Here is a 19,059-nt window from a genome sequence, read left to right as displayed (position 1 = left end):
CCGTGCGTTAGCCAGACAAACATTGCTTGCTCTTCTGGCGCGCTTTATCCTGTGCGAGTATTTTCAAAAACAATAAAGGCAAGGTAATGCTCAGTTCTTATCCAATCGGTACCCTCGGCCAAAAGTGGGGCGACGCAGAACGTGTCGCGTGGCGTGAACAAACCACCATCAAACGTGAATATCAGCAAGAAGTTGTGCCTAAGATTCAATCACTGGCGCAGCAGTTTACTGTCGAGCAATACGGAGCCTTGTCGTATGATCCAGAGCGCTATCCGCTGTTTTGCATCAAGAGCAAATCATGGGATGCAAACAAGCCCGTCGTGCTTGTCACTGGCGGCGTTCACGGTTATGAGACCAGCGGTGTCCACGGAGCCCTGAAATTTGCTGCAAACGAAATGGAACGCTACAGCGAGCAGTTCAACATCATCATCGCACCATGTGTGAGTCCTTGGGGATACGAAACGATCAACCGCTGGAACCCGTTAGCACTCGATCCAAACCGTTCATTCTATGCCAATAGTCCTGCGGAAGAATCGGCCAACCTGATCAAGTTAGTCGCGTCGATTAAAGAAGAGATTTTAGTGCACATCGATTTGCATGAGACGACTGACACAGACGAAAGCGAATTTCGTCCAGCTCTCGCGGCACGTGATGGGGTTGAGTATGTTCCAGGTTCAATTCCAGATGGTTTTTACACCGTCGGTGACAGTGAAAACCCACAACCTGAATTTCAAAAAGCCGTGATTGAGTCGGTAAGCAAAGTCACTCACATTGCGCCAGCTGACGAAAATGGCGAGATCATCGGCTCCCCCGTTACCCAACACGGCGTGATTAACTACCCGATGGTAAAACTCGGCCTCTGTGGCGGCGTAACACAGTGTCAGTATGGCACCACAACTGAAGTGTACCCAGACAGCCCGAAAGTCACGGATGAAGAGTGTAACAACGCGCAAGTTGCGGCAATCGTTGGTGCGCTTGATTACGTGATTCAAACGCTATAGTAATTTGTTTTTATATTGCTCCGGGGTCTGCCCGGAGTATTTTTTGAACATCGCAATAAACGGACTCGCCTGGTTGTACCCGAGCGTCAGCGCCACTTCTTTTACCGAATGTCCCTTTCTTAATAAGTCCATCGAATAAAGATAGCGAACTCGCAAACGCCATTCGGTGAAGCTCATCCCCAGTTCAGACTGACAGTGACGCGCCAAAGTGCGCTCTGTCGTGTGCACTCGCGCTGCCCACTCAGAAAGGCTGGTGTTATCAATCGGATTTTCTTCCACTGCCGCCAGTATCTTCGCTAGATATTTGTGATCCGTCGACGGCAGGAAATGGTGTTGAGTATCACGCGTCGCCAGTTGGTCAAGAAGCACCTGCACTAAGCGCTTATCTTGCTCGCTCTCAGCAACATTGATATCGCGTTGCCTGAAATCGTCGATGATGGCGGACACAATTGGCGTCACTTTGATGAGGCTAGTGCAATCAGGAAAATTCGTCGTCAGCCCTTTCGCTATATTGAGCGAGCAATACGACAGTGGCTTTCGGTTGTAACTGGTGTGCTTAACCCCTGCCGGCACCCAAATCGCTAAGTGTGGTGGTGCGAGAAAACGGGTGCCTTCCGCTTCCATCTCCAAAATGCCGCCGCTAATTAACTGCACTTGCCCCCAAGGGTGACTGTGCATACGGGTTTCGGTGTTTGACAAAAACGCTTCGAAATTCATAAACACGTCAGATGGTGCTTTATCGATTGATAACGATGGATGAAGGTGTTTCGCTGACTTTCTCAAACTTTGTCTTCCTATAGCTCGCGATGTCTTTTTGGAGATATTTGTAATTATAACGACCTGTCACACTAGTCGCTACTCTTAATATTGCGGTGGAGCTCACATGGTGTACCTATTACCTTTCATTACTGTCTGCATCTGGGGCGGAAATACCATTATTAACAAAATGGCGTCTGAGGTGATCGAACCAAGTGCGATGAGCTTCTATCGATGGTTCTTGGCGGTTGTTGTGCTCACACCATTCTGCCTACCAAGCGCGCTCAAGCAGTGGCACCTTATCAAACCTAACTTATCGAAAATTGGCTGTCTCGCGCTACTTGGCATGGTACTCAACCAATCCTTGGGTTACTACGCCGGTTTGACCACAACCGCGTCCAACATGGCACTGATCACTTCATTAGTCCCTTTGATGAGTGTCTTTATGAGCGTTCCATTACTGGGCAAATCAATCTCCCTCAATAGCATTGTCGGCGGCATCATAGCCTTGACAGGACTGGCTTTTATGCTTGGCCAAGGCGATATGACCTTCTTTATTCACAGCAGTATTACCACTGGCGATGGTCTGATGGTGTTAACTTCGGTCTGCTACGCAGCGTACTGCGTGCTACTCAAACGCTGGAAAATGCCTTTATCTAACTGGGTGATGGTCTACAGCCAAGGCGTGTTAGCGCTAATAATGTTGGTCCCGCTATGGCTATCAAGCGAGCAGCTCGCACCACCTAGCGAATCTTTACCTTTAATTGCTTACGCTGGATTGGCGGCGTCTGTTGCTGCGCCGTGGATGTGGGTCAAAGCGATTGACTTAATTGGCGCAGATTCTAGCGCCATGTTTATGAACTTGATGCCAGTTGTTGCGATTACGCTTGCCGCTGCTTTACTAGGGGAAAAGGTTCATATGTATCACTTGGTCGGCGGTACCTTGGTGATCGGTGGGGTTATCTTGTCACAGGTTAAGCTTCACAAAAAATCAATTCAGCCAGTACAAAACGTAGAGCAAGTCTAGGTGAAAGTGGGAAATTAGGTATATGTTTATAGGTGGGATTTATATAACACCGCTCTTTAATCACCGAATACGACATCTGGATAAGTTCATGCTCGCGGGCTTGTTCAGATAAGGACAAACACCACACTTATAACGTCAGTCTACGGCTAGGCCTCATAACATGTGGAGGTCAGATGATTGAACTAGAACGAATAGAAGACATATACGACCACGAACACTTTACATTGCACGAAGTAGTTTTAAACGAGATCGGCTCTTTTGTGTTTATCAAAAACCGTCAAGGTGAGTACTTGTACGCTAACAAACTCACCTTGAAGCTGTTCAACACCACACTGGACCACCTAAGAGGCAAAACCGACCACGAGTTTTTCCAACCGGAAATGCTCAAGGATATACTCGACAGTGATCAAAAGGTCTTTGAATCCGGACATTCGGTTGTCACCGAAGAGCACGCAGTAGCGATTCAGGATGGCAAACTCAAGGTCTACCGTGCCATCAAAAATCCGATTTTCAGCTCAGTGACCAAAGAGGTTATTGGTCTGATTGGTGTTTCTACCGATATTACCGATATTGTCGAACTGCGCGAGCAACTGACCGAGCTTGCCAACACCGACGAAATGACCCAACTCTATAATCGCCGTAAGCTTTGGCAAAGTTTCTCTGCTGAGTTTAAACAGGCGATCAAGAACGACACGCCCCTAGCCTGCATTGTCATCGACGTCGACCGATTTAAACTCATCAACGATACCTTTGGTCATGACTTCGGCGACAAGGTCATCGTCAGTTTGGCAAATCTTATCCGCAGCAATTTGCGCAAAGCGGATAGTTGTGGTCGTATCGGCGGAGAAGAATTTCTGATCATCGTTAACCAAACCGACGCTAACGAGGCGTATGAAATTGCTGAACGTCTGCGAATCCAATTCAGCCAATTGCCGTTCAACGATAACCGACAGCCACCGTTGAGTATCAGTTGCGGCGTCACTGAATTAATTCCTGAAGACCATGACTTTTTTGACTTATACCGCCGCGCGGACAAAGCACTCTACGAATCAAAAAATCTCGGTCGAAACATAACGTCGATCAAATAGACAACAGCCCTGATGTGAGTCAGGGCTGTTCATGATTAACTGACCACTTCGATATCGGTTTGCGGCACACTACAACATGCCAATACCATTCCCATATTGCGTTCATGCTCTTGCAATGCTGGCACATCCGGTTGATGCACTTTACCAGATTCAACCGTCACCTTACATGCGCCACACAAGCCAGCACGGCAGCTATTGGCGATCGGTGCGCCTGCGTCTTCTGCTTGCTCCAACAGCGTCTTCTGGTTATCACCGCTAAAGAGGTGACCATTGACGCTAATGGTAATTTGCTTCAATGGTTGCTGGCTGATGTTACTGACACCGAACGCTTCCTGATGGTAATGCTCGTCAGGAAGGCCTTTCTTCAGCAACATGTTTTTCGCTTTCTGCATGAAGCCATCTGGGCCACAGACAAACACTTGTCTTTGCTCGACGTGTTTGATTTTCTTCAGATGTGCAAGTGTCAGGCGACCTTTTAAGCCAAACCAGTCATCCGGCGCTTGCGATAACGAAATCAGCACCGTTAACCCTGCGTGCTTACACTTTAGCTCATCCAATTCCGTTTTGTATGGAATATCTTCCACGCTGCGACACTGGTGATAGAACACCACATCGTCCACTTGGTCGTGGTCAGAGAGATAACGTAACATTGACATCATTGGCGTCACGCCACTGCCTGCTGAAAGCAGCAGAACGGGTTTATCGTTACGCTCTTTGAGATGGAAACTGCCACCGGGCTGTTCACAACTTAACGTTGCACCCACTTCAAGGTTATCCAGCAGCCAGTTAGACACTCGCCCGCTATCGATACGTTTGACTGAAATAGCCAGACGACCCGGACGAGACGGGCTAGAAGACAACGTATAATGACGGCCAACTACGTCACCGTCGATTTCCACACTGATTGGCAAGTGCTGACCCGGCAAATAATCCGGCGCCTGACCTTGGCTTGGTTCCAACCAGAACGTGACAAAATCACGCGCGATTTCTTCGCGCTCCACACACGTCATTAAGTAGCTTTGTGGCGAATTGTCGGGGTAAAACTCTTTGTCTTTATACTCAAGTACTTCGATGACATCACCTTGTCGAATCATGCCTTCATTTTTTGCTACTAAATTCTGACCAAAGAACACTCCACCTCGTTCGTTAGCACGAAACTGAGATAAGGTGTTCAGCGGCTCTTTGCTCGCGCGAAACGCGCCCTTTGTGACATCAACAGTAGTCAACACGCAGCGCTCACAAGGCTTGACCGCCTCAAACTCTACCTCACCAACTCGGATACGCTTCCAACTGTCTTCGGCAAAAGGTTCGGTGCCCGCTGCGACTAAGTTGGTTCTGAATTGATCCATCGAGTGCGTTTCTGGGCTACGACGGTTTAGTTCAGCAAGCGACGCCTCACTGATCACTAGCAGCGGATAGCCGTCGGCAAAACTCACGTTGTGGCCTAGTTTTTCTCGAACTCGGTTTGACTGCTCACCGCAATACAGCAATTCCACTCGTTGTCCCAATACTTGGCTAAACCAATCGTCGGCTTCATCTGTGGTGGTATAAGCAATAAAATTATCTTTCCATACCTGAGCTGGTGCTTCCTGCAGCTTAAAATCGGCGTAGCAAATACGTAACGACGCGTGGCCTTCTGCGCTAAAAATCAATCCATCGGGTGTCAAACTGGATCGCACCTTAACCATTTGCGGGTATTTTCGTGCGGTGACCATGGAGCCATCGGAGAAAGCGAGCATAAAGCGACGGTCAAAGGTGAGACCTTGCTTTTCGACCCACGCTGTCGATAGAGCAATTCCACCGACAGATTTGACTGGAAAGACGTTTATTTGAGACAGAGTTGGAGCTGACATTGCTAATCCTAGGCATCGATTATTGTGCAACTATTATACTCAACCCGATAGCCATGTCTTGAAGATGTTTAAATTCTCATTTTGTCTCGTTCATGTAACATTCACCCCAAACATCGGAAAATGCCTAAATTATTGCTTTACTAAAGAAAAGCGCTCATGAAAACTTCACTTTTAGGCCGTTTTAAGTTTGCGCTTATTAACGCTTGCATTACGAGGAGTAAACAATGAATAAACTGATCATGATCCTACTGTGTATTTTTATCCCACCAGTAGCGGTATTCATCGACCGAGGTTTAGGTAAGGACTTCATTATCAACCTGATCCTTACGCTGATTTTCTTCCTGCCGGGAAGCATTCACGCCCTATGGTTGACGCTGAAATAGTTAACGTACCTAAGCTGGTTTCCTACCCACCAAATAAAAAAGGGATGAAATAGTCCACGCTTTGCTCTATCATCCTGTCGCCTAAGCGTAAGCGTTTGCTTTTTGAGTTAAACGCTTGGCTTGGGCTCCAACGGATAACTTAATTTATGGTGGGAGCAACAATGACAACACTTACGATCACACGTCCTGACGACTGGCATGTACATCTACGTGATGGTGACGTTCTAAAGGATACGGTGCGTGATATTAGCCGCTACAATGGACGAGCGCTAATCATGCCAAATACAATCCCACCTGTAACAACCACAGAAATGGCGCTAGCTTACAGAGAGCGCATCATGGCAGAGCAGCCTGCTGAGCAATTCGAGCCACTCATGGCCCTCTACCTCACTGACAACACTACTCCCGATGAAATTCGTAAATCGAAAGCATCAGGTCACGTTGTCGCAGCAAAGCTATACCCAGCGGGCGCAACAACCAACTCTGATTCTGGTGTGACTTCTGCAAAAAACATCTACCACGTATTAGAAGCAATGCAGGAAGTGGGTATGTTGTTGCTTGTACACGGCGAGGTGACCACTCACGATGTCGATATCTTTGATCGTGAGAAAGAGTTCTTGAATACGGTACTTGCTCCAATTGTTAACGACTTCCCGAACCTTAAAATTGTCCTTGAGCACATTACCACTGCCGATGCTGCAGAGTTTGTTAAAAACGCCAATGACAATGTTGCCGCCACCATCACGGCTCACCACTTGATGTATAACCGTAACCATATGTTAGTTGGTGGCATTAAACCGCACTTCTATTGCCTACCGATTCTAAAGCGTAATACTCACCAAAAAGCATTAGTTGAATCCGCGACCAGTGGCAGTAAAAAGTTCTTTCTAGGGACCGATTCTGCACCTCATGCGAAGGGTAAAAAAGAAGCCGCTTGTGGCTGTGCGGGTTCTTACACCGCACACGCGGCACTAGAGCTCTATGCAGAGGTATTTGAGCAAGAAGGTAAGCTTGAAAACCTAGAAGCGTTTGCGAGTTTTAATGGTCCTGATTTTTACGGAATCGCACGTAATCCAGATACCGTCACGCTGACAAAACAAGAATGGCAGGTCGCGGACAGCATGCCATTTGGCTCAGATATCGTCGTACCTATTCGCGCAGGTGAGACAATCAGCTGGTCTGTGAAATAGTTTCTATTTTTTAAGACTCTGCATAAGTCATTGAATATGAAAAATAAGCCACCTATTCAGGTGGCTTATTTGTTGTTTGACGTTACATACTGAACATCTGATAAGCATCACATTACTCATAAATATAACAATAAGTCTCACTACTGAGACATCCTTTCTGACTAAACTATCATAAAGATCAGGCTGCCGTACCAAATAAAACATGTCCATGATCTACTATTATAATTATGTTGGCTTTTTAAACACTTTGTTTAGCTTGCGGGAAAGAATGTCGTCATCAATCATGCAGTTTTATCAGGGTAGATCTATCTGCATAACACGTCACTGCTCAGCCTTTAACGGTTGTGTCTGATGGTGTTAATTTGGCCCAAAATCGCCCTTCGTTAAGCTTAAACTTAAGTACTAAATTGACACTAAGAACGAACTTTGCATCAACATCAATAAAGCAAAGCGTTTTTCTATTGCGAGTGCTTGCGAATGCTTACTTCGAACAGCCACTTTTTTTGGGTTGGCAACCCGGCAGATGATTCTCAAATAAATGAGAAATTTACCCAGCTTGAAAACATCGCGGGGCTACCACGTGCGCTCGGCGGTTTAGTTTGTATTAACCACGATAACGCAGAAGAAATTGATGCGTCACTTAAGGCGTTTTACTCCCGACCAGGAAGCTGGAGCTGGTGCATATTTGTCACTAAAGCCACTGCGCTGTCAGAATGCGTCACCGATGGTGTTTACGACCATCAGCTCGCTTCATCCACTTGGGATGCAATGAGAAGTCGATTGGAAACAATGAAACACCGCTCAACGGTTGATCCTTTAGTCGGCTGGTTGGGTGTCAACCGTGAACGCCGCGTCAAGCCGCTCAAGTCGATTACCTCGACGTCCATTTATAGCTACCCGATTATCGACCTGTTCTTCCCAGATCTCAGCTCAACATACCGCTACGTGCTCGCAGAGCAGAAGCAAGGTGTGCTGGAAAACGATCAACTCATTGACCGTATCCGAGTTTGCTCGAAATGTAACAGTGGCCATTTAAACTACATCGAAGTCTGCCCAAGCTGCAGCAGTATTGATATCGAGTCTCAAAGCTCATTGCACTGCTTCACCTGTGGCCATGTTGGTGATCAACAGAGCTTTCTGCGTCGAGGCAAGCTGGAATGTCCTAAGTGCCTGACCCAACTTAGACATATTGGTGTTGATTACGACCGCCCGTTGGAAAACCACGTTTGTAACAGTTGCAGCCACCTATTCGTTGAAGCCTCTACGGTCAGCCACTGCTTGAGCTGTTCTAGCCAGATCGCGGTCGAAGATTTGGTGGTACGCAAGATTTACAAAATGTCACTGGGTGAGACCGGTGAATATACCTTTCAGCACGGCAAGATTGCCCAAGCCCCAACCCTCTCAATCAAGGGCAAAGTGGATGTAAGTTATTTCCAGAACCTGCTTACGTGGGTCAATAAAGTTGCGCTAAGGCACGGTGAAAAACACTTGTTGCTCGGTCTGCACCTTCCATCATTGGACGACTACGGCAAGCAATACGGCGACGCGCGATTGTTTGCTTTGATGGACCAACTAACCACTCGTCTGGGTGGATTGTTCCGCGACACAGATATTTGCTGCCAGTACCGTCAAGACGTGCTGTTGGTGCTGATGCCCAACACTAAAGAATCAAGTCTTGCGGTATTGCGCTCCAAGCTTAAAGAACTCAGCGGCTTGATTGATGAAGAAGATTTCGTTCTCAATGCGTTTGCGTGGACTCTGCCAAACAAAGAGTTAGATGCAGACATCGATATTTGGTTAGAGAGCATCACTGGGGAAATCTATGCTGCAAGATAGCTTAGCGCTACTTGAATACCTGCAAGGCATGATCTTCAACAACACCGAGCTGTGGTTGTTGTTGTTCCCAATCATGATAGGCATTGAGTTGCCTCTCTACTTGCTGGTACTGACCGGGATCTTTCGTTGGTCTTATGTTGAACATGAGCCAGTGATGACCCATTTCCCATCGATCAGCTTCGTCATCACTTGTTACGGCGAAGGAGATGCGATTGGTATCACCATCGACACTCTAGTTGAGCAAGTTTATCCGGGCAGTATCGAGATCCTTGCCGTCGTCGACGGGGCGGTGCAAAACCAGCAAACCTACCAAGCCGCATTAGACGGTGAAAAGCGCCATGCACATGTCAAAAACCGCAATGTACGCGTGATCCCTAAATGGCAGCGCGGTGGACGAGTCTCGACCTTGAACGCTGGCCTGTCCGTGGCAAGTGGGGAAATCGTGATCAACGTTGATGGGGATACCTCATTCGACAACGATATGGTGTTCAACATGATGAAGCAGTTTGCCAATCCTGACGTTATTGCCAGCGGTGGAGCACTGCGAGTGCGCAATCACGACAAGAATATTTTCACAAAAATGCAGTCGCTTGAGTACATGCTATCAATGCAGGCAGGTAAAACAGGCATGGCACGCTGGGGCGTACTCAATAATATCTCTGGGGCATTTGGGGCATTTCGCAAAAATTTGCTCAAACAGGTCGGCGGCTGGGATACTCATACCGCAGAAGATCTGGACTTAACCATGCGTCTTAAGCAGTACAAACGCCGTTACCCAAACAACAAGCTTGCCTTTGCGACCAACGCGGTCGGCCACACTGACGTTCCAGACACATTAAAAGGCTTGATCCTCCAGCGTTTACGCTGGGATGGTGACTTGTTGTTCCTGTTTCTACGCAAACATAACGAAGGTCTGTCACCAACGCTACTTGGCTGGGGCAACTTTATTTTCACTCTGACTTACGGTGTGGTGCAGAACGTACTCTTACCAATTCTAGTGGTCATCTTCAGCGTGTACATGCTGATCACTTACCCGTTAAAGTTTGTACTCGCACTGACGCTGCTGCTGTATATCGTCTATTTCACGCTATCCCTATTGCTGTTTATCGTCTATTTAGGACTCGTATCCGAACGTAAGAATGAAGATTTAAAAGCCATTATTTGGCTTCCACTCTATCCAATTTACCAATTTTTAATGAGGCTCATCACCGCCTTTTCCATGGTTAACGAAGTTGTACGCCGCAGCCATGAAGAATCCAGCATGGCTCCTTGGTGGGTTTTGAAACGAGGAAAGAAGTTTTAATATGAAGATTAACTTTCACTTAGATAAAAAGAATAAGCCTCAGCATGAAAGTGGTATGAAGGTCGTCTATGGTCACGCTAAGCGCGGCGGCTATCGCCTGCGTTGGTATTTGATCCTCGCATTAGTGATTAGCCCAGTAATCGTGATGTCTTACTACCTGTTTCGCTCTCAGGTCTTAGTTACCGCACCGGGAATCATTACCTCTCACCCATTAGTTATCACGGCCAAAGAAGCAGGTATCATCGCTCCGCTACCAATTAATGTTGGCGAGCAGATCAAGGCTGACCAGTCATTGCTGTTGATAAACGACAACATTCTAAATAAAGAAGTCGACTTTTTAGAAAACGAAATGGCGCAGCTCGAAGAACACCTTAAGCAAGACCGCAGTTCGGAAGCGATTTACCAACGCGCCATTTCGACAACACAGTCGGACGTGAACAAAGTCGGAAAGATCCTCGACAAATACGAAACCTATCGCGCTAAGGGTCAAGTCTCTGAGGTGGATTACGCGGCGGTGGTCAACGTCAACAACGCGCTGAACAACCAGCTTAGCGGACAGAAAATTGCGTATATAGAGTCACAGCGCCGCTCAAAAGAGTTGGAACTGGCGGGCGCCATCACGCAGCAATATCGTTCGCTAAAAAAAGAGCTGGTAGCAAAAAAAGCGCAGCAAGACAATCTTAATATCCGCGCGCCTTATGATGGCCGAGTGATCGACATCCACGTGCGTGAAGGTCAACGCGTGTCAGAAAACTGTCCGCTAGTGACGATATCAAAGAACATCACCCCGGATATCACAACATTCTTGGATCCTAAATATCTTAAATATGGAGAGATTGGTGTCAAGGCGGACGTGAAGTTCCCAGATGGTAAAGTCTACTCAGCAACGGTGTATAGCCCGGTAGAAGTGGTAAATAAGTTGCCATCTGAGCTGCAAAAGCCGTTTGAAGGTCAACCTGCGTATCTGAAAGTCACTCTGAGCTTTGATGAACCGATTGAAACCAAGCGCTGGATTGAGGGTGTCGAAGTGGAAGTTATCTTCTAATATTCCTACCCCTTCTTCACAACAAAAAAGAGCCGCCTTATCTTAAGGCGGCTCTTTTACTAGAGCTTAAGTAAGCGCGCGACCCAAGTGATTTCACCAAAAGCGATTAAGTCGTAGATGGTGAAAAATATTGCGCAGATTACCGCTAATTTGATCAGTCGAATAACAATTAACATATCCATTCCTAAATACAAACAAAGCCGCATGGTGCGGCTTTGCAAGCGAATCTTGTTTGGCTAAGCGATCAATGAACCGGCGGGTTCGTCTTTGCGTAGAATTTGCCAAAGTGCTGCTCCAACACTTCTGGAGTTAGCTTGCCTTCCGCTTCCAGTTTTTTCAACTCAGCAGCAATCGCTTTTTGCTCTTCAAGCGTTGGAAGCGCCGTCTCAGGCTCATCACCCATCTCTTGAGACATCTGCTCTAAGTCTTTTTCAAAATCACTCATGGTTCACTTACCTTACAAATAGAAACTGCCCTTAAGTTTACCTACTTACTCCTTGTTATTCTAGTTGGTGATCACCATCACGACTCTCACCCACTGTGGATCTGCGAAAAGCAGGATTTCAATTTTGAAAGATTGCATCTGGTAAATTCAGCCCCATATCCTAACTAATCAGAGAAAGCGCTGAAAAATCATCGGCAAAGGCTGTTTTTAGCCGACACTGTTCGTTTTATAAACAACTGACGCTAAATCAAGGAACTTTTTTGCTTTCTCACTCCACTAAGTGGAAAAATAAGGAGAATTAGATCAATGCAATCGCACGCTCTACTGCAACTCAGAGAATACTTAAATAGCCAAGTAATTGGCCAAGAAGAACTGGTCAATCAATTGCTGGTCGCCTTGCTCGCCGATGGTCATATTTTGGTTGAAGGACCACCCGGGCTAGCGAAAACCCGTGCGGTAAAATCGCTTGCTGATTGTATTGAAGGTGACTTTCACCGTATTCAGTTTACACCTGACTTGCTCCCTGCGGATCTAACGGGTACTGATATCTTCCGCCCTGAAACTGGCGAATTCACTTTTCAAGCGGGCCCAATTTTTAACTCCTTAGTATTGGCTGATGAGATCAACCGTGCTCCAGCGAAAGTCCAGGCGGCCATGCTGGAAGCGATGGCAGAGAAGCAAATCACGGCTGGCCGTAAGACTTACCACCTACCAAAGCTGTTCTTAGTGATGGCGACACAAAACCCTATCGAGCAAGAGGGGACCTACCCACTGCCAGAAGCGCAACTCGACCGTTTTCTACTGCATTTAGACGTTGACTACCCAGATGCTCAGAGTGAACTGGAAATTCTGCGCCTAAATCGTGGTGAAGCCAAAGGCGACAATTCAGCAGTGCCACCACTGCTCAGTCAAGACGACATTTTTGCCGCGCGCCAAGAAGTGCTGAACATCCATATGGCCGAAGGCGTTGAGCACTACATCGTCCGTCTAGTGATGACGACTCGTGAACCGAAGAAATACGATGACACCCTCAGCGGCTGGTTAGAAATGGGCGTCAGCCCGCGTGCAACGATTGCCCTTGACCGCTGTGCTCGCGCTCATGCCTGGTTAAACGGTCGTGATTTTGTCTCGCCAGAAGACGTTCAGGCAATGGCTTTCCCAGTATTGCGTCACCGTTTACTGCTAAGTTACCAAGCCCAAGCAGAAGGCATTCACCCAAATCAGGTGATCAACAAACTGCTCTCTTTGGTCGGTAGCGCATAAGGCGACGCAGATGGAAAACGTATTACCGCCCGCTTGCGATGGGGTCAATCTCAGTCTGGATGAGTTGATTTACTACAAGCAGCATAGCGTGAAATGGTTGCCGCCCGCCAAAAGCCTCTGGTCGCAAATGCTCGGGCAGCATCAAAGTCGCCAACTTGGTCGAGGAATGGACTTTAGCGAAGTCCGCCAGTACCAAGCGGGTGACGACATTCGAGCGATAGACTGGCGCGTCACGGCACGCACTGGCAAACCTCATACTAAGTTATTTAGCGAAGAGCGAGAAAAGCCGATTGTGCTCTATCTCGACCTGAGCGCTAGTATGTTTTTTGGCTCTCAGTTGATGCTGAAATCGGTTTTGATGGCGCATATGGCGAGCTTGATTACTTGGCTCAGTGTTGCCCAGCAAGACCGGGTTGGCGCGATCATCGACACCGGTAAGCAGCTCATCGAGTTAAAGCCCGTCGCGCGCAATAAAGGCGCACTCGCCATTGCTCAGGCATTGGTGACGCAACACAACAACCAATTACAGTCACCACTAACCAGCAATGATTCCATGAATGATGGCCTACACGCGTTAGCAAGAATGTGTCCTAAAGGCAGTGAGATCATCCTACTAAGCGATTTCGTCCGGCTCAATCAGGATGCTAGTCTGATGTTGAGAAAACTAGGGCAACACAACCGAGTGCGCTTAGTACAAATCTATGACCCATTGGAAAAAGGCATCACCAATTACAGAGGTACTGAACAAGTTTCAAACAAACACACTACCCGCTGGCTCGACTTTTCATCGACCAAGACTCGTCAAGGTATCGAATCAGTCTTTACTCAGCATCAACAACAGCTAACCCAACTGGCTCACAGCCTCGGTATGAGTTTCTCTACGCTCTGTAGCGATACGGCACTCTCACAACAATTACATGGATTTGAATAAATGAGCAATGAAACTCAAACCTCGACGTTACCGCTTCAACCAATGCATTTGCCAGATATGCCTAGCTGGTTTCCGCTCGCTTGGGGCTGGTGGGCATTGATTGCGGGTGCCATTCTTTTGATTTTGATCGTTATCCTAACGTGGCGTTGGAACAAAAAGCGCTTAGCTCCAAAGAAAACCGCGCTGCGCTTGTTAGAGAGAACCTTAAAGCCATCTGAAGCGATGGAACTACTAAGACAAGCCGCGCTGTGCTACTACCCAAGAGCCGATATTGCGCAGCTCACTGGCAACAAATGGTACGAGTTTTTGGACGCACAAATTGACTCAACGCACTTTGTGTCAAACCAGAACACATGGCAACAGGTGCTGTACAGCAAACAAACCAGTGAGAATGACCAGGAGTTAATCCAGCACTGTATTGAGTGGGTGGAGCGCGCCCTACCGGCGAAAAAGAGGAGGAATTAACTTGGCGAACTTTGAGTTAGTTTGGTGGTGGAGTTTATTTCTGTTGCCATTACCCATCATTGTCTACCTGTTAGTTCCACCAGCATCGCAGTCGGCGCCAATCCAACTGCCTTACGTTCCTGAGGCTGGTAGTAGTATTACGCCGAGTAACCGTATCGCGAAGCTCTTGGCGTGTCTGGTTTGGATTGCCTTGGTTATCGCAATAGCAAGGCCAGTTTGGTACGGTGAGCCCGTCACCACTCAACCCAAACACCGTGACCTGATGCTGGTACTCGACCTTTCTTACTCAATGAGTAAAGAAGACATGAACGACGGTAGCGACTACATCGACCGACTGTCTGCGGTGAAAAATGTTGTTAGTGACTTTGCGCAAAAACGCGAAGGAGACAGACTTGGTTTAGTGGTATTTGCAGACCACGCATACCTGCAAACCCCATTAACGCTTGACCGTACAACCATCTCACAACAAGTTGACCAACTGGTCCTGCGTTTAATTGGGGAAAAAACCGCAATCGGTGAAGGTATCGGTTTAGCCACTAAGACCTTTATTGATAGTGATGCGCCGCAGCGGGTGATGATTCTGCTAAGCGATGGCAGCAATACTTCAGGCGTGCTCGACCCAATTGAAGCGGCGAACATCGCGAAGAAATACAACGCAACCATTTACACCATTGGCGTGGGTGCGGGAGAGATGATGGTCAAAGACTTCTTTATGACCCGTAAAGTCAATACCGCTCAAGACCTAGACGAAAAGACGCTGATGAAGATCGCCGATATCACTGGCGGCCAATACTTCCGCGCACGCAATGCCGACGAACTGGCAACCATTTATGACACCATTAACAGCCTAGAGCCGATTTCCAAGGCAACACAAACATGGCGACCTCAGATCGAATGGTTTGGTGTTCCCCTTAGCGTGGCTCTGCTCGGTTTTATCGTTTTAATTATTCTGCGGAGGAATCATGTCTGAATTTACTTTCCTCTACCCACTTTGGCTACTCGGCTTCATTCCATGGTTAGCCTTGCTACTGTGGCTGAGTAAACGCCAAAAGAGCCAAACATTGATTGCACCTCACCTTGCGAAAGCAATGGGCTTGCAAGTTAAACGCTCCAAGTCGACAATTCTGAGTATTATCACAGTGGCTGGGGCTATCACGCTGGTCGCATTGGCTGGTCCTAGCTTCTCGTCTCAAGAGCGCCCTAGCTTTGCCAATACCAGTGCTCGCGTCGTGGTGATGGATATGTCGATGTCGATGTACGCAACCGACATTAAGCCAAACAGACTAACCCAAGCACAATACAAAGTCACAGACCTACTCAATAGTTGGCAAGACGGCACGACCGCGTTAGTCGCTTACGCTGGTGACGCATACGTTGTAAGCCCGATGACCAGTGACACGCGCACCATCACGAACCTAATACCGAGTCTATCGCCGGAAATCATGCCTTATCCCGGCGCGAATGCCGCTAAAGGTGTCGAGCTCGCAGTGGAAATTATGCAAAACACTGGCGCAGGATCTGGCAATATTGTATTGGTTACTGATGATATTGATGCCAAGGAAAAGCAAGACGTCGAATCGTTACTCAGTGGTAGCAACTGGCGCCTGACTATTCTTGGTTTAGGTTCACGTGCTGGCGCGCCGATTCGGCTCCAAGACGGTACGCTAATGACCATGGACAATGGGCAACCTGTTGTCGCTAAGTCTGATTTTTCCGCAATGCAATCGCTCGCTTCAGCGGTAAATGGACAGTTTATCCCGGTGCAACTGACCAACCGCGATGTAGAACACATTGTTAGTCTGACCTCTCAGGTTGACGACACTTCATTAAACAACAAGCAACACAAGGTCGAAGAGCGTATCAATCAGGGTTTCTGGCTGCTTCCCCTACTCCTCATCCCGGCGCTATTTATGTTTCGCAAAGGCGTATTCTTCAGCGCATTGCTGCTCATTCTGCCACTTACCAAACCAACACCTGCGCAGGCCAGCCCTTGGCTGACGCAGAACCAACAGGCGATGCAGCAATACAACGCCGGCGAATACGAGCAAGCCGCTGAACAATTCAACGATCCTAACTGGAAAGGTATCGCACAGTATCAAGCGGGCAACTATCAGGCCGCGATTGATAGTCTGCAATCTGACACTTCATTAGAAGGCAAATACAATCTTGCGAACGCTTATGCTCAAGCACAAGACTTTGCTAAAGCGACTGAGCTGTATCAACAGGTGCTTGAACAAAACCCGCAACATCAAGATGCGAAAGCGAATTTAGAGGTGGTAAAACAAGCCCAACAGCAACAGCAACAGCAACAGCAACAGCAACAGCAACAGCAACAGCAACAGCAACAGCAACAGCAACAGCAACAGCAAGGCGATTCTGGACAATCGAGCGATCAAAAGCCAAACGAAAAAAATGCGTCTGAGTCACAAAACCAGACAAACAGCCAAGATCAGAAAAATGGCCAAAGTCAGCAAAACGATAGTACGAAAAATCGCGACTCTTCCGAGCAAGAACAAGCTCAAACCGAAGAAAATAAGGACGAGCAACAAAGCTCCAGCGACCAGCAAGCTGAGCAAGACTCCCAGCAAACACAGCAAAGTACTGAACAACCTGCTGATGACCGTCAGGAATCCGCTCAGCAAATGCCTACCGTCGCTAGACAAGATAACCAGCAAAAGGTTGACCCTCAATTAAGAAAGCTTGAACAGGTTGAAAGTGCTCGAGATCCAAGCCGCCTGCTTCGTGCACAACTTATGCTGCAAGCACAACAGAAACAACCGCCGCAACAGTCAGGTAAACAATGGTGATGATTAAATATCTCAAATCATATATAGCGTTTATACTCGCGATCTTAAGTTTAGTCGCGAGTTCGACAGCGTTCGCCACGACCATTCAGGCTACAGTAAGCAAGAATAAAGTGGTGAAAAATGAAGTCTTCCAGCTCAAAGTCGTGGTAGACCAAAAGGTATCTTCTGACGATATCGACTTCTCGGTGCTGGAGAAGGATTTCTATTTAGGCCGACCAAGTTTCGGTACGTCGATCAACATCATCAACGGTAAGCGTACATCGTACAGTGAGTGGAACATCTCCATCGCTGCACAACGTATCGGCGTCAGTACCATTCCTGCATTTACTGTCGATGGCGCAACTTCACAGCCAATTGCGATACAAGTCGGGGTTGATAACGACCAACCGAATGTCGATGATTTGGTCGAAGTACAAAGCCACCTAACTAAAACACAGCTCTACCCCAATGAAAGCGCATTACTCAAAACACGCTTGATCATTAAAGCGGATCCACGTCGTTTACAAAACCCACAAATTATTCCGCCTATCGCACAAGGCTTAACGTTGGCTGCGGAGGGTGAAGCGTCACAGTACCAAAGTGTGAGGGATGGAATGGAAGTAACCGTGGTCGATCAAGATTTTCGCGTTACTGCAGATCAAGCGGGCGAGTTTTCTGTCTCCGGTATCGGCTTTAAAGGCAGCGTCGTGTACGGCAATAATCGCAGCGGTACTACCCGCTTGATTGACGCATCAACCCCCGCAGAACAATTTAAACTGGTGGTTCATCCCATTCCTGACAATTACCAAGGCAACTGGCTACCCGCTTCTAAGCTGTCGCTCGACCAGCGCTGGACGGACTCCAGTGGCAAACCAATCTCTGGCGAAAGATATGAAACCAAAGTGGGAGAATCAATCACAAGGGAAATCACACTAGATATTGACGGAATTACAGCCGAGCGTTTCCCGAATATCAACGTCAACTACCCTAACTCGATTCGTATCTACCAAGAGAAACCGCAGTTTAGTGATCTTGGCAAAGGCACAACCAGAATGACGCTAACCCAAGTATTGATCCCACAACAAGAGGGAGAGATCGCGCTGAATGACATCAGCATCAATTGGTGGAACAGTACCGAGAAGCAGCAACAAACCGCCACAATAAAAGGAATAACATTGTCAGTCACTGCTGGTGAAGCATTAAATACTAGCGAGCCTGTGGTTTTAAATACTCTTCCAAGCACGGCAGAAACGATTACCGTTAAAGACTCAGGGGTGTGGCCTTATTTAACCGCGCTATTCGCAGCCCTTTGGTTGATAACCCTAGTGTTATTGTTCAAAGCAACAAGTGCAAAAGCCCAACGTAAACTTGAGACGACAGTGCCGAGTAAAAAGAGCGAAGCGCTTATTCACGCACTAACCAAAGGCGATATGCTCCAAGCAAGCTTTCTTGGTAAGCAATGGCTAAACGAAACACAATTCAACGACGATCAGCTTAAGCAACAAGTCAAAGATGAGTTGGAGGCAATGAATGCTAGCGTGTATGCGACAGAGAAACGTCATTGGGACAGCAAAAAGCTGATAAAGCTAATCAAAAAGCTCGATAAACAGTCAACCAAGATAAAACCGAGTTCAGGGCAGCTTGAACCGTTGTAGCAACGAACACAACAAGGGCATCCAGATTGGAT

Annotated in this window: 17 protein-coding genes; 14 read left to right on the top strand and 3 right to left on the bottom strand. The window is 47.5% G+C overall.

The features are described from left to right. Positions 1–86 precede the first annotated feature (86 nt). Positions 87–1,001 (top strand): M14 family metallopeptidase, encoded by a 915-nt coding sequence (locus tag HCZ42_RS18310; protein ID WP_167422199.1) that lies wholly within the window; start codon positions 87–89, stop codon positions 999–1,001. Here HCZ42_RS18310 and HCZ42_RS18305 read toward each other — a convergent pair. After that, positions 996–1,784 carry an AraC family transcriptional regulator gene (locus HCZ42_RS18305; RefSeq protein ID WP_167422198.1) on the bottom strand — a complete coding sequence of 263 codons (789 nt, stop codon included), beginning with the start codon at positions 1,782–1,784 and terminating at the stop codon, positions 996–998. The genes HCZ42_RS18310 and HCZ42_RS18305 overlap by 6 nt on opposite strands. 100 nt (positions 1,785–1,884) lie before the next feature. On the opposite strand from HCZ42_RS18305, the gene HCZ42_RS18300 reads away from it, so the two are divergent. Together HCZ42_RS18300 and HCZ42_RS18295 are read left to right on the top strand one after the other, a co-directional pair. Then, on the top strand, positions 1,885–2,784 hold the full coding sequence (locus HCZ42_RS18300; RefSeq protein WP_167422197.1) for a DMT family transporter: 900 nt from the start codon (positions 1,885–1,887) through the stop codon (positions 2,782–2,784). A 173-nt stretch (positions 2,785–2,957) separates the two neighbouring features. Beyond that, on the top strand, positions 2,958–3,872 hold the full coding sequence (locus tag HCZ42_RS18295; RefSeq protein WP_167422196.1) for a sensor domain-containing diguanylate cyclase: 915 nt from the start codon (positions 2,958–2,960) through the stop codon (positions 3,870–3,872). A gap of 35 nt (positions 3,873–3,907) precedes the next feature. Here HCZ42_RS18295 and HCZ42_RS18290 read toward each other — a convergent pair whose 3' ends face one another. After that, positions 3,908–5,725, bottom strand: coding sequence for a hybrid-cluster NAD(P)-dependent oxidoreductase (locus HCZ42_RS18290; protein ID WP_167422195.1), 1,818 nt, complete (start codon positions 5,723–5,725; stop codon positions 3,908–3,910). 224 nt (positions 5,726–5,949) lie between these two features. On the opposite strand from HCZ42_RS18290, the gene HCZ42_RS18285 reads away from it, so the two are divergent. The 5 genes from HCZ42_RS18285 to HCZ42_RS18265 all read left to right on the top strand — a co-directional run bounded on the left by HCZ42_RS18285 (position 5,950) and on the right by HCZ42_RS18265 (position 11,482). Beyond that, the gene (locus HCZ42_RS18285; protein WP_072161425.1) at positions 5,950–6,108 is read left to right on the top strand and encodes a YqaE/Pmp3 family membrane protein; all 159 of its coding nucleotides are present in this window, start codon (positions 5,950–5,952) and stop codon (positions 6,106–6,108) included. A gap of 161 nt (positions 6,109–6,269) precedes the next feature. Beyond that, entirely contained in the window at positions 6,270–7,298 is a 1,029-nt protein-coding gene (pyrC, locus tag HCZ42_RS18280; protein WP_167422194.1) for a dihydroorotase, read from the top strand. Between the two features lie 477 nt (positions 7,299–7,775). Continuing rightward, positions 7,776–9,134, top strand: coding sequence for a diguanylate cyclase (locus HCZ42_RS18275; protein ID WP_167422193.1), 1,359 nt, complete (start codon positions 7,776–7,778; stop codon positions 9,132–9,134). Continuing rightward, positions 9,121–10,437: a glycosyltransferase family 2 protein gene (locus tag HCZ42_RS18270; protein ID WP_167422192.1), complete on the top strand. Its 1,317-nt coding sequence runs from the start codon at positions 9,121–9,123 to the stop codon at positions 10,435–10,437. The genes HCZ42_RS18275 and HCZ42_RS18270 overlap by 14 nt, the downstream gene beginning before the upstream one ends. A gap of 1 nt (position 10,438) precedes the next feature. Further along, positions 10,439–11,482, top strand: coding sequence for an HlyD family secretion protein (locus HCZ42_RS18265; protein WP_167422191.1), 1,044 nt, complete (start codon positions 10,439–10,441; stop codon positions 11,480–11,482). Between the two features lie 244 nt (positions 11,483–11,726). On the opposite strand, the gene HCZ42_RS18260 is transcribed toward HCZ42_RS18265, so the two are convergent. Next, entirely contained in the window at positions 11,727–11,927 is a 201-nt protein-coding gene (locus HCZ42_RS18260; protein ID WP_167422190.1) for a restriction endonuclease subunit S, read from the bottom strand. Between the two features lie 306 nt (positions 11,928–12,233). Here HCZ42_RS18260 and HCZ42_RS18255 point away from each other — a divergent pair, with 306 nt between their 5' ends. The 6 genes from HCZ42_RS18255 to HCZ42_RS18230 are packed head-to-tail and all read left to right on the top strand — an operon-like array spanning position 12,234 to position 19,027. Next, on the top strand, positions 12,234–13,190 hold the full coding sequence (locus HCZ42_RS18255) for an AAA family ATPase (RefSeq protein WP_167422189.1): 957 nt from the start codon (positions 12,234–12,236) through the stop codon (positions 13,188–13,190). 10 nt (positions 13,191–13,200) lie between these two features. Next, positions 13,201–14,121 carry a DUF58 domain-containing protein gene (locus HCZ42_RS18250; RefSeq protein WP_167422188.1) on the top strand — a complete coding sequence of 307 codons (921 nt, stop codon included), beginning with the start codon at positions 13,201–13,203 and terminating at the stop codon, positions 14,119–14,121. After that, entirely contained in the window at positions 14,122–14,586 is a 465-nt protein-coding gene (locus HCZ42_RS18245; protein WP_167422187.1) for a DUF4381 domain-containing protein, read from the top strand. A 1-nt stretch (position 14,587) separates the two neighbouring features. Beyond that, positions 14,588–15,556, top strand: a complete 969-nt coding sequence (locus HCZ42_RS18240) for a vWA domain-containing protein (RefSeq protein ID WP_167422186.1) — start codon at positions 14,588–14,590, stop codon at positions 15,554–15,556. Then, complete coding sequence (locus tag HCZ42_RS18235) at positions 15,549–17,393, top strand: vWA domain-containing protein (protein WP_167422185.1); 1,845 nt, start codon at positions 15,549–15,551, stop codon at positions 17,391–17,393. Before HCZ42_RS18240 ends, HCZ42_RS18235 begins: the two co-directional genes overlap by 8 nt. After that, complete coding sequence (locus HCZ42_RS18230; protein ID WP_167422184.1) at positions 17,387–19,027, top strand: BatD family protein; 1,641 nt, start codon at positions 17,387–17,389, stop codon at positions 19,025–19,027. The genes HCZ42_RS18235 and HCZ42_RS18230 overlap by 7 nt, the downstream gene beginning before the upstream one ends. The last annotated feature ends 32 nt before the right edge of the window (positions 19,028–19,059 follow it).

Source organism: Vibrio hepatarius (genome assembly GCF_011806575.1).
Lineage (GTDB): Bacteria > Pseudomonadota > Gammaproteobacteria > Enterobacterales > Vibrionaceae > Vibrio > Vibrio hepatarius_A.
Note: the sequence above shows the minus strand (reverse complement) of the source record. Positions and strands in the feature narration are given on the sequence as shown.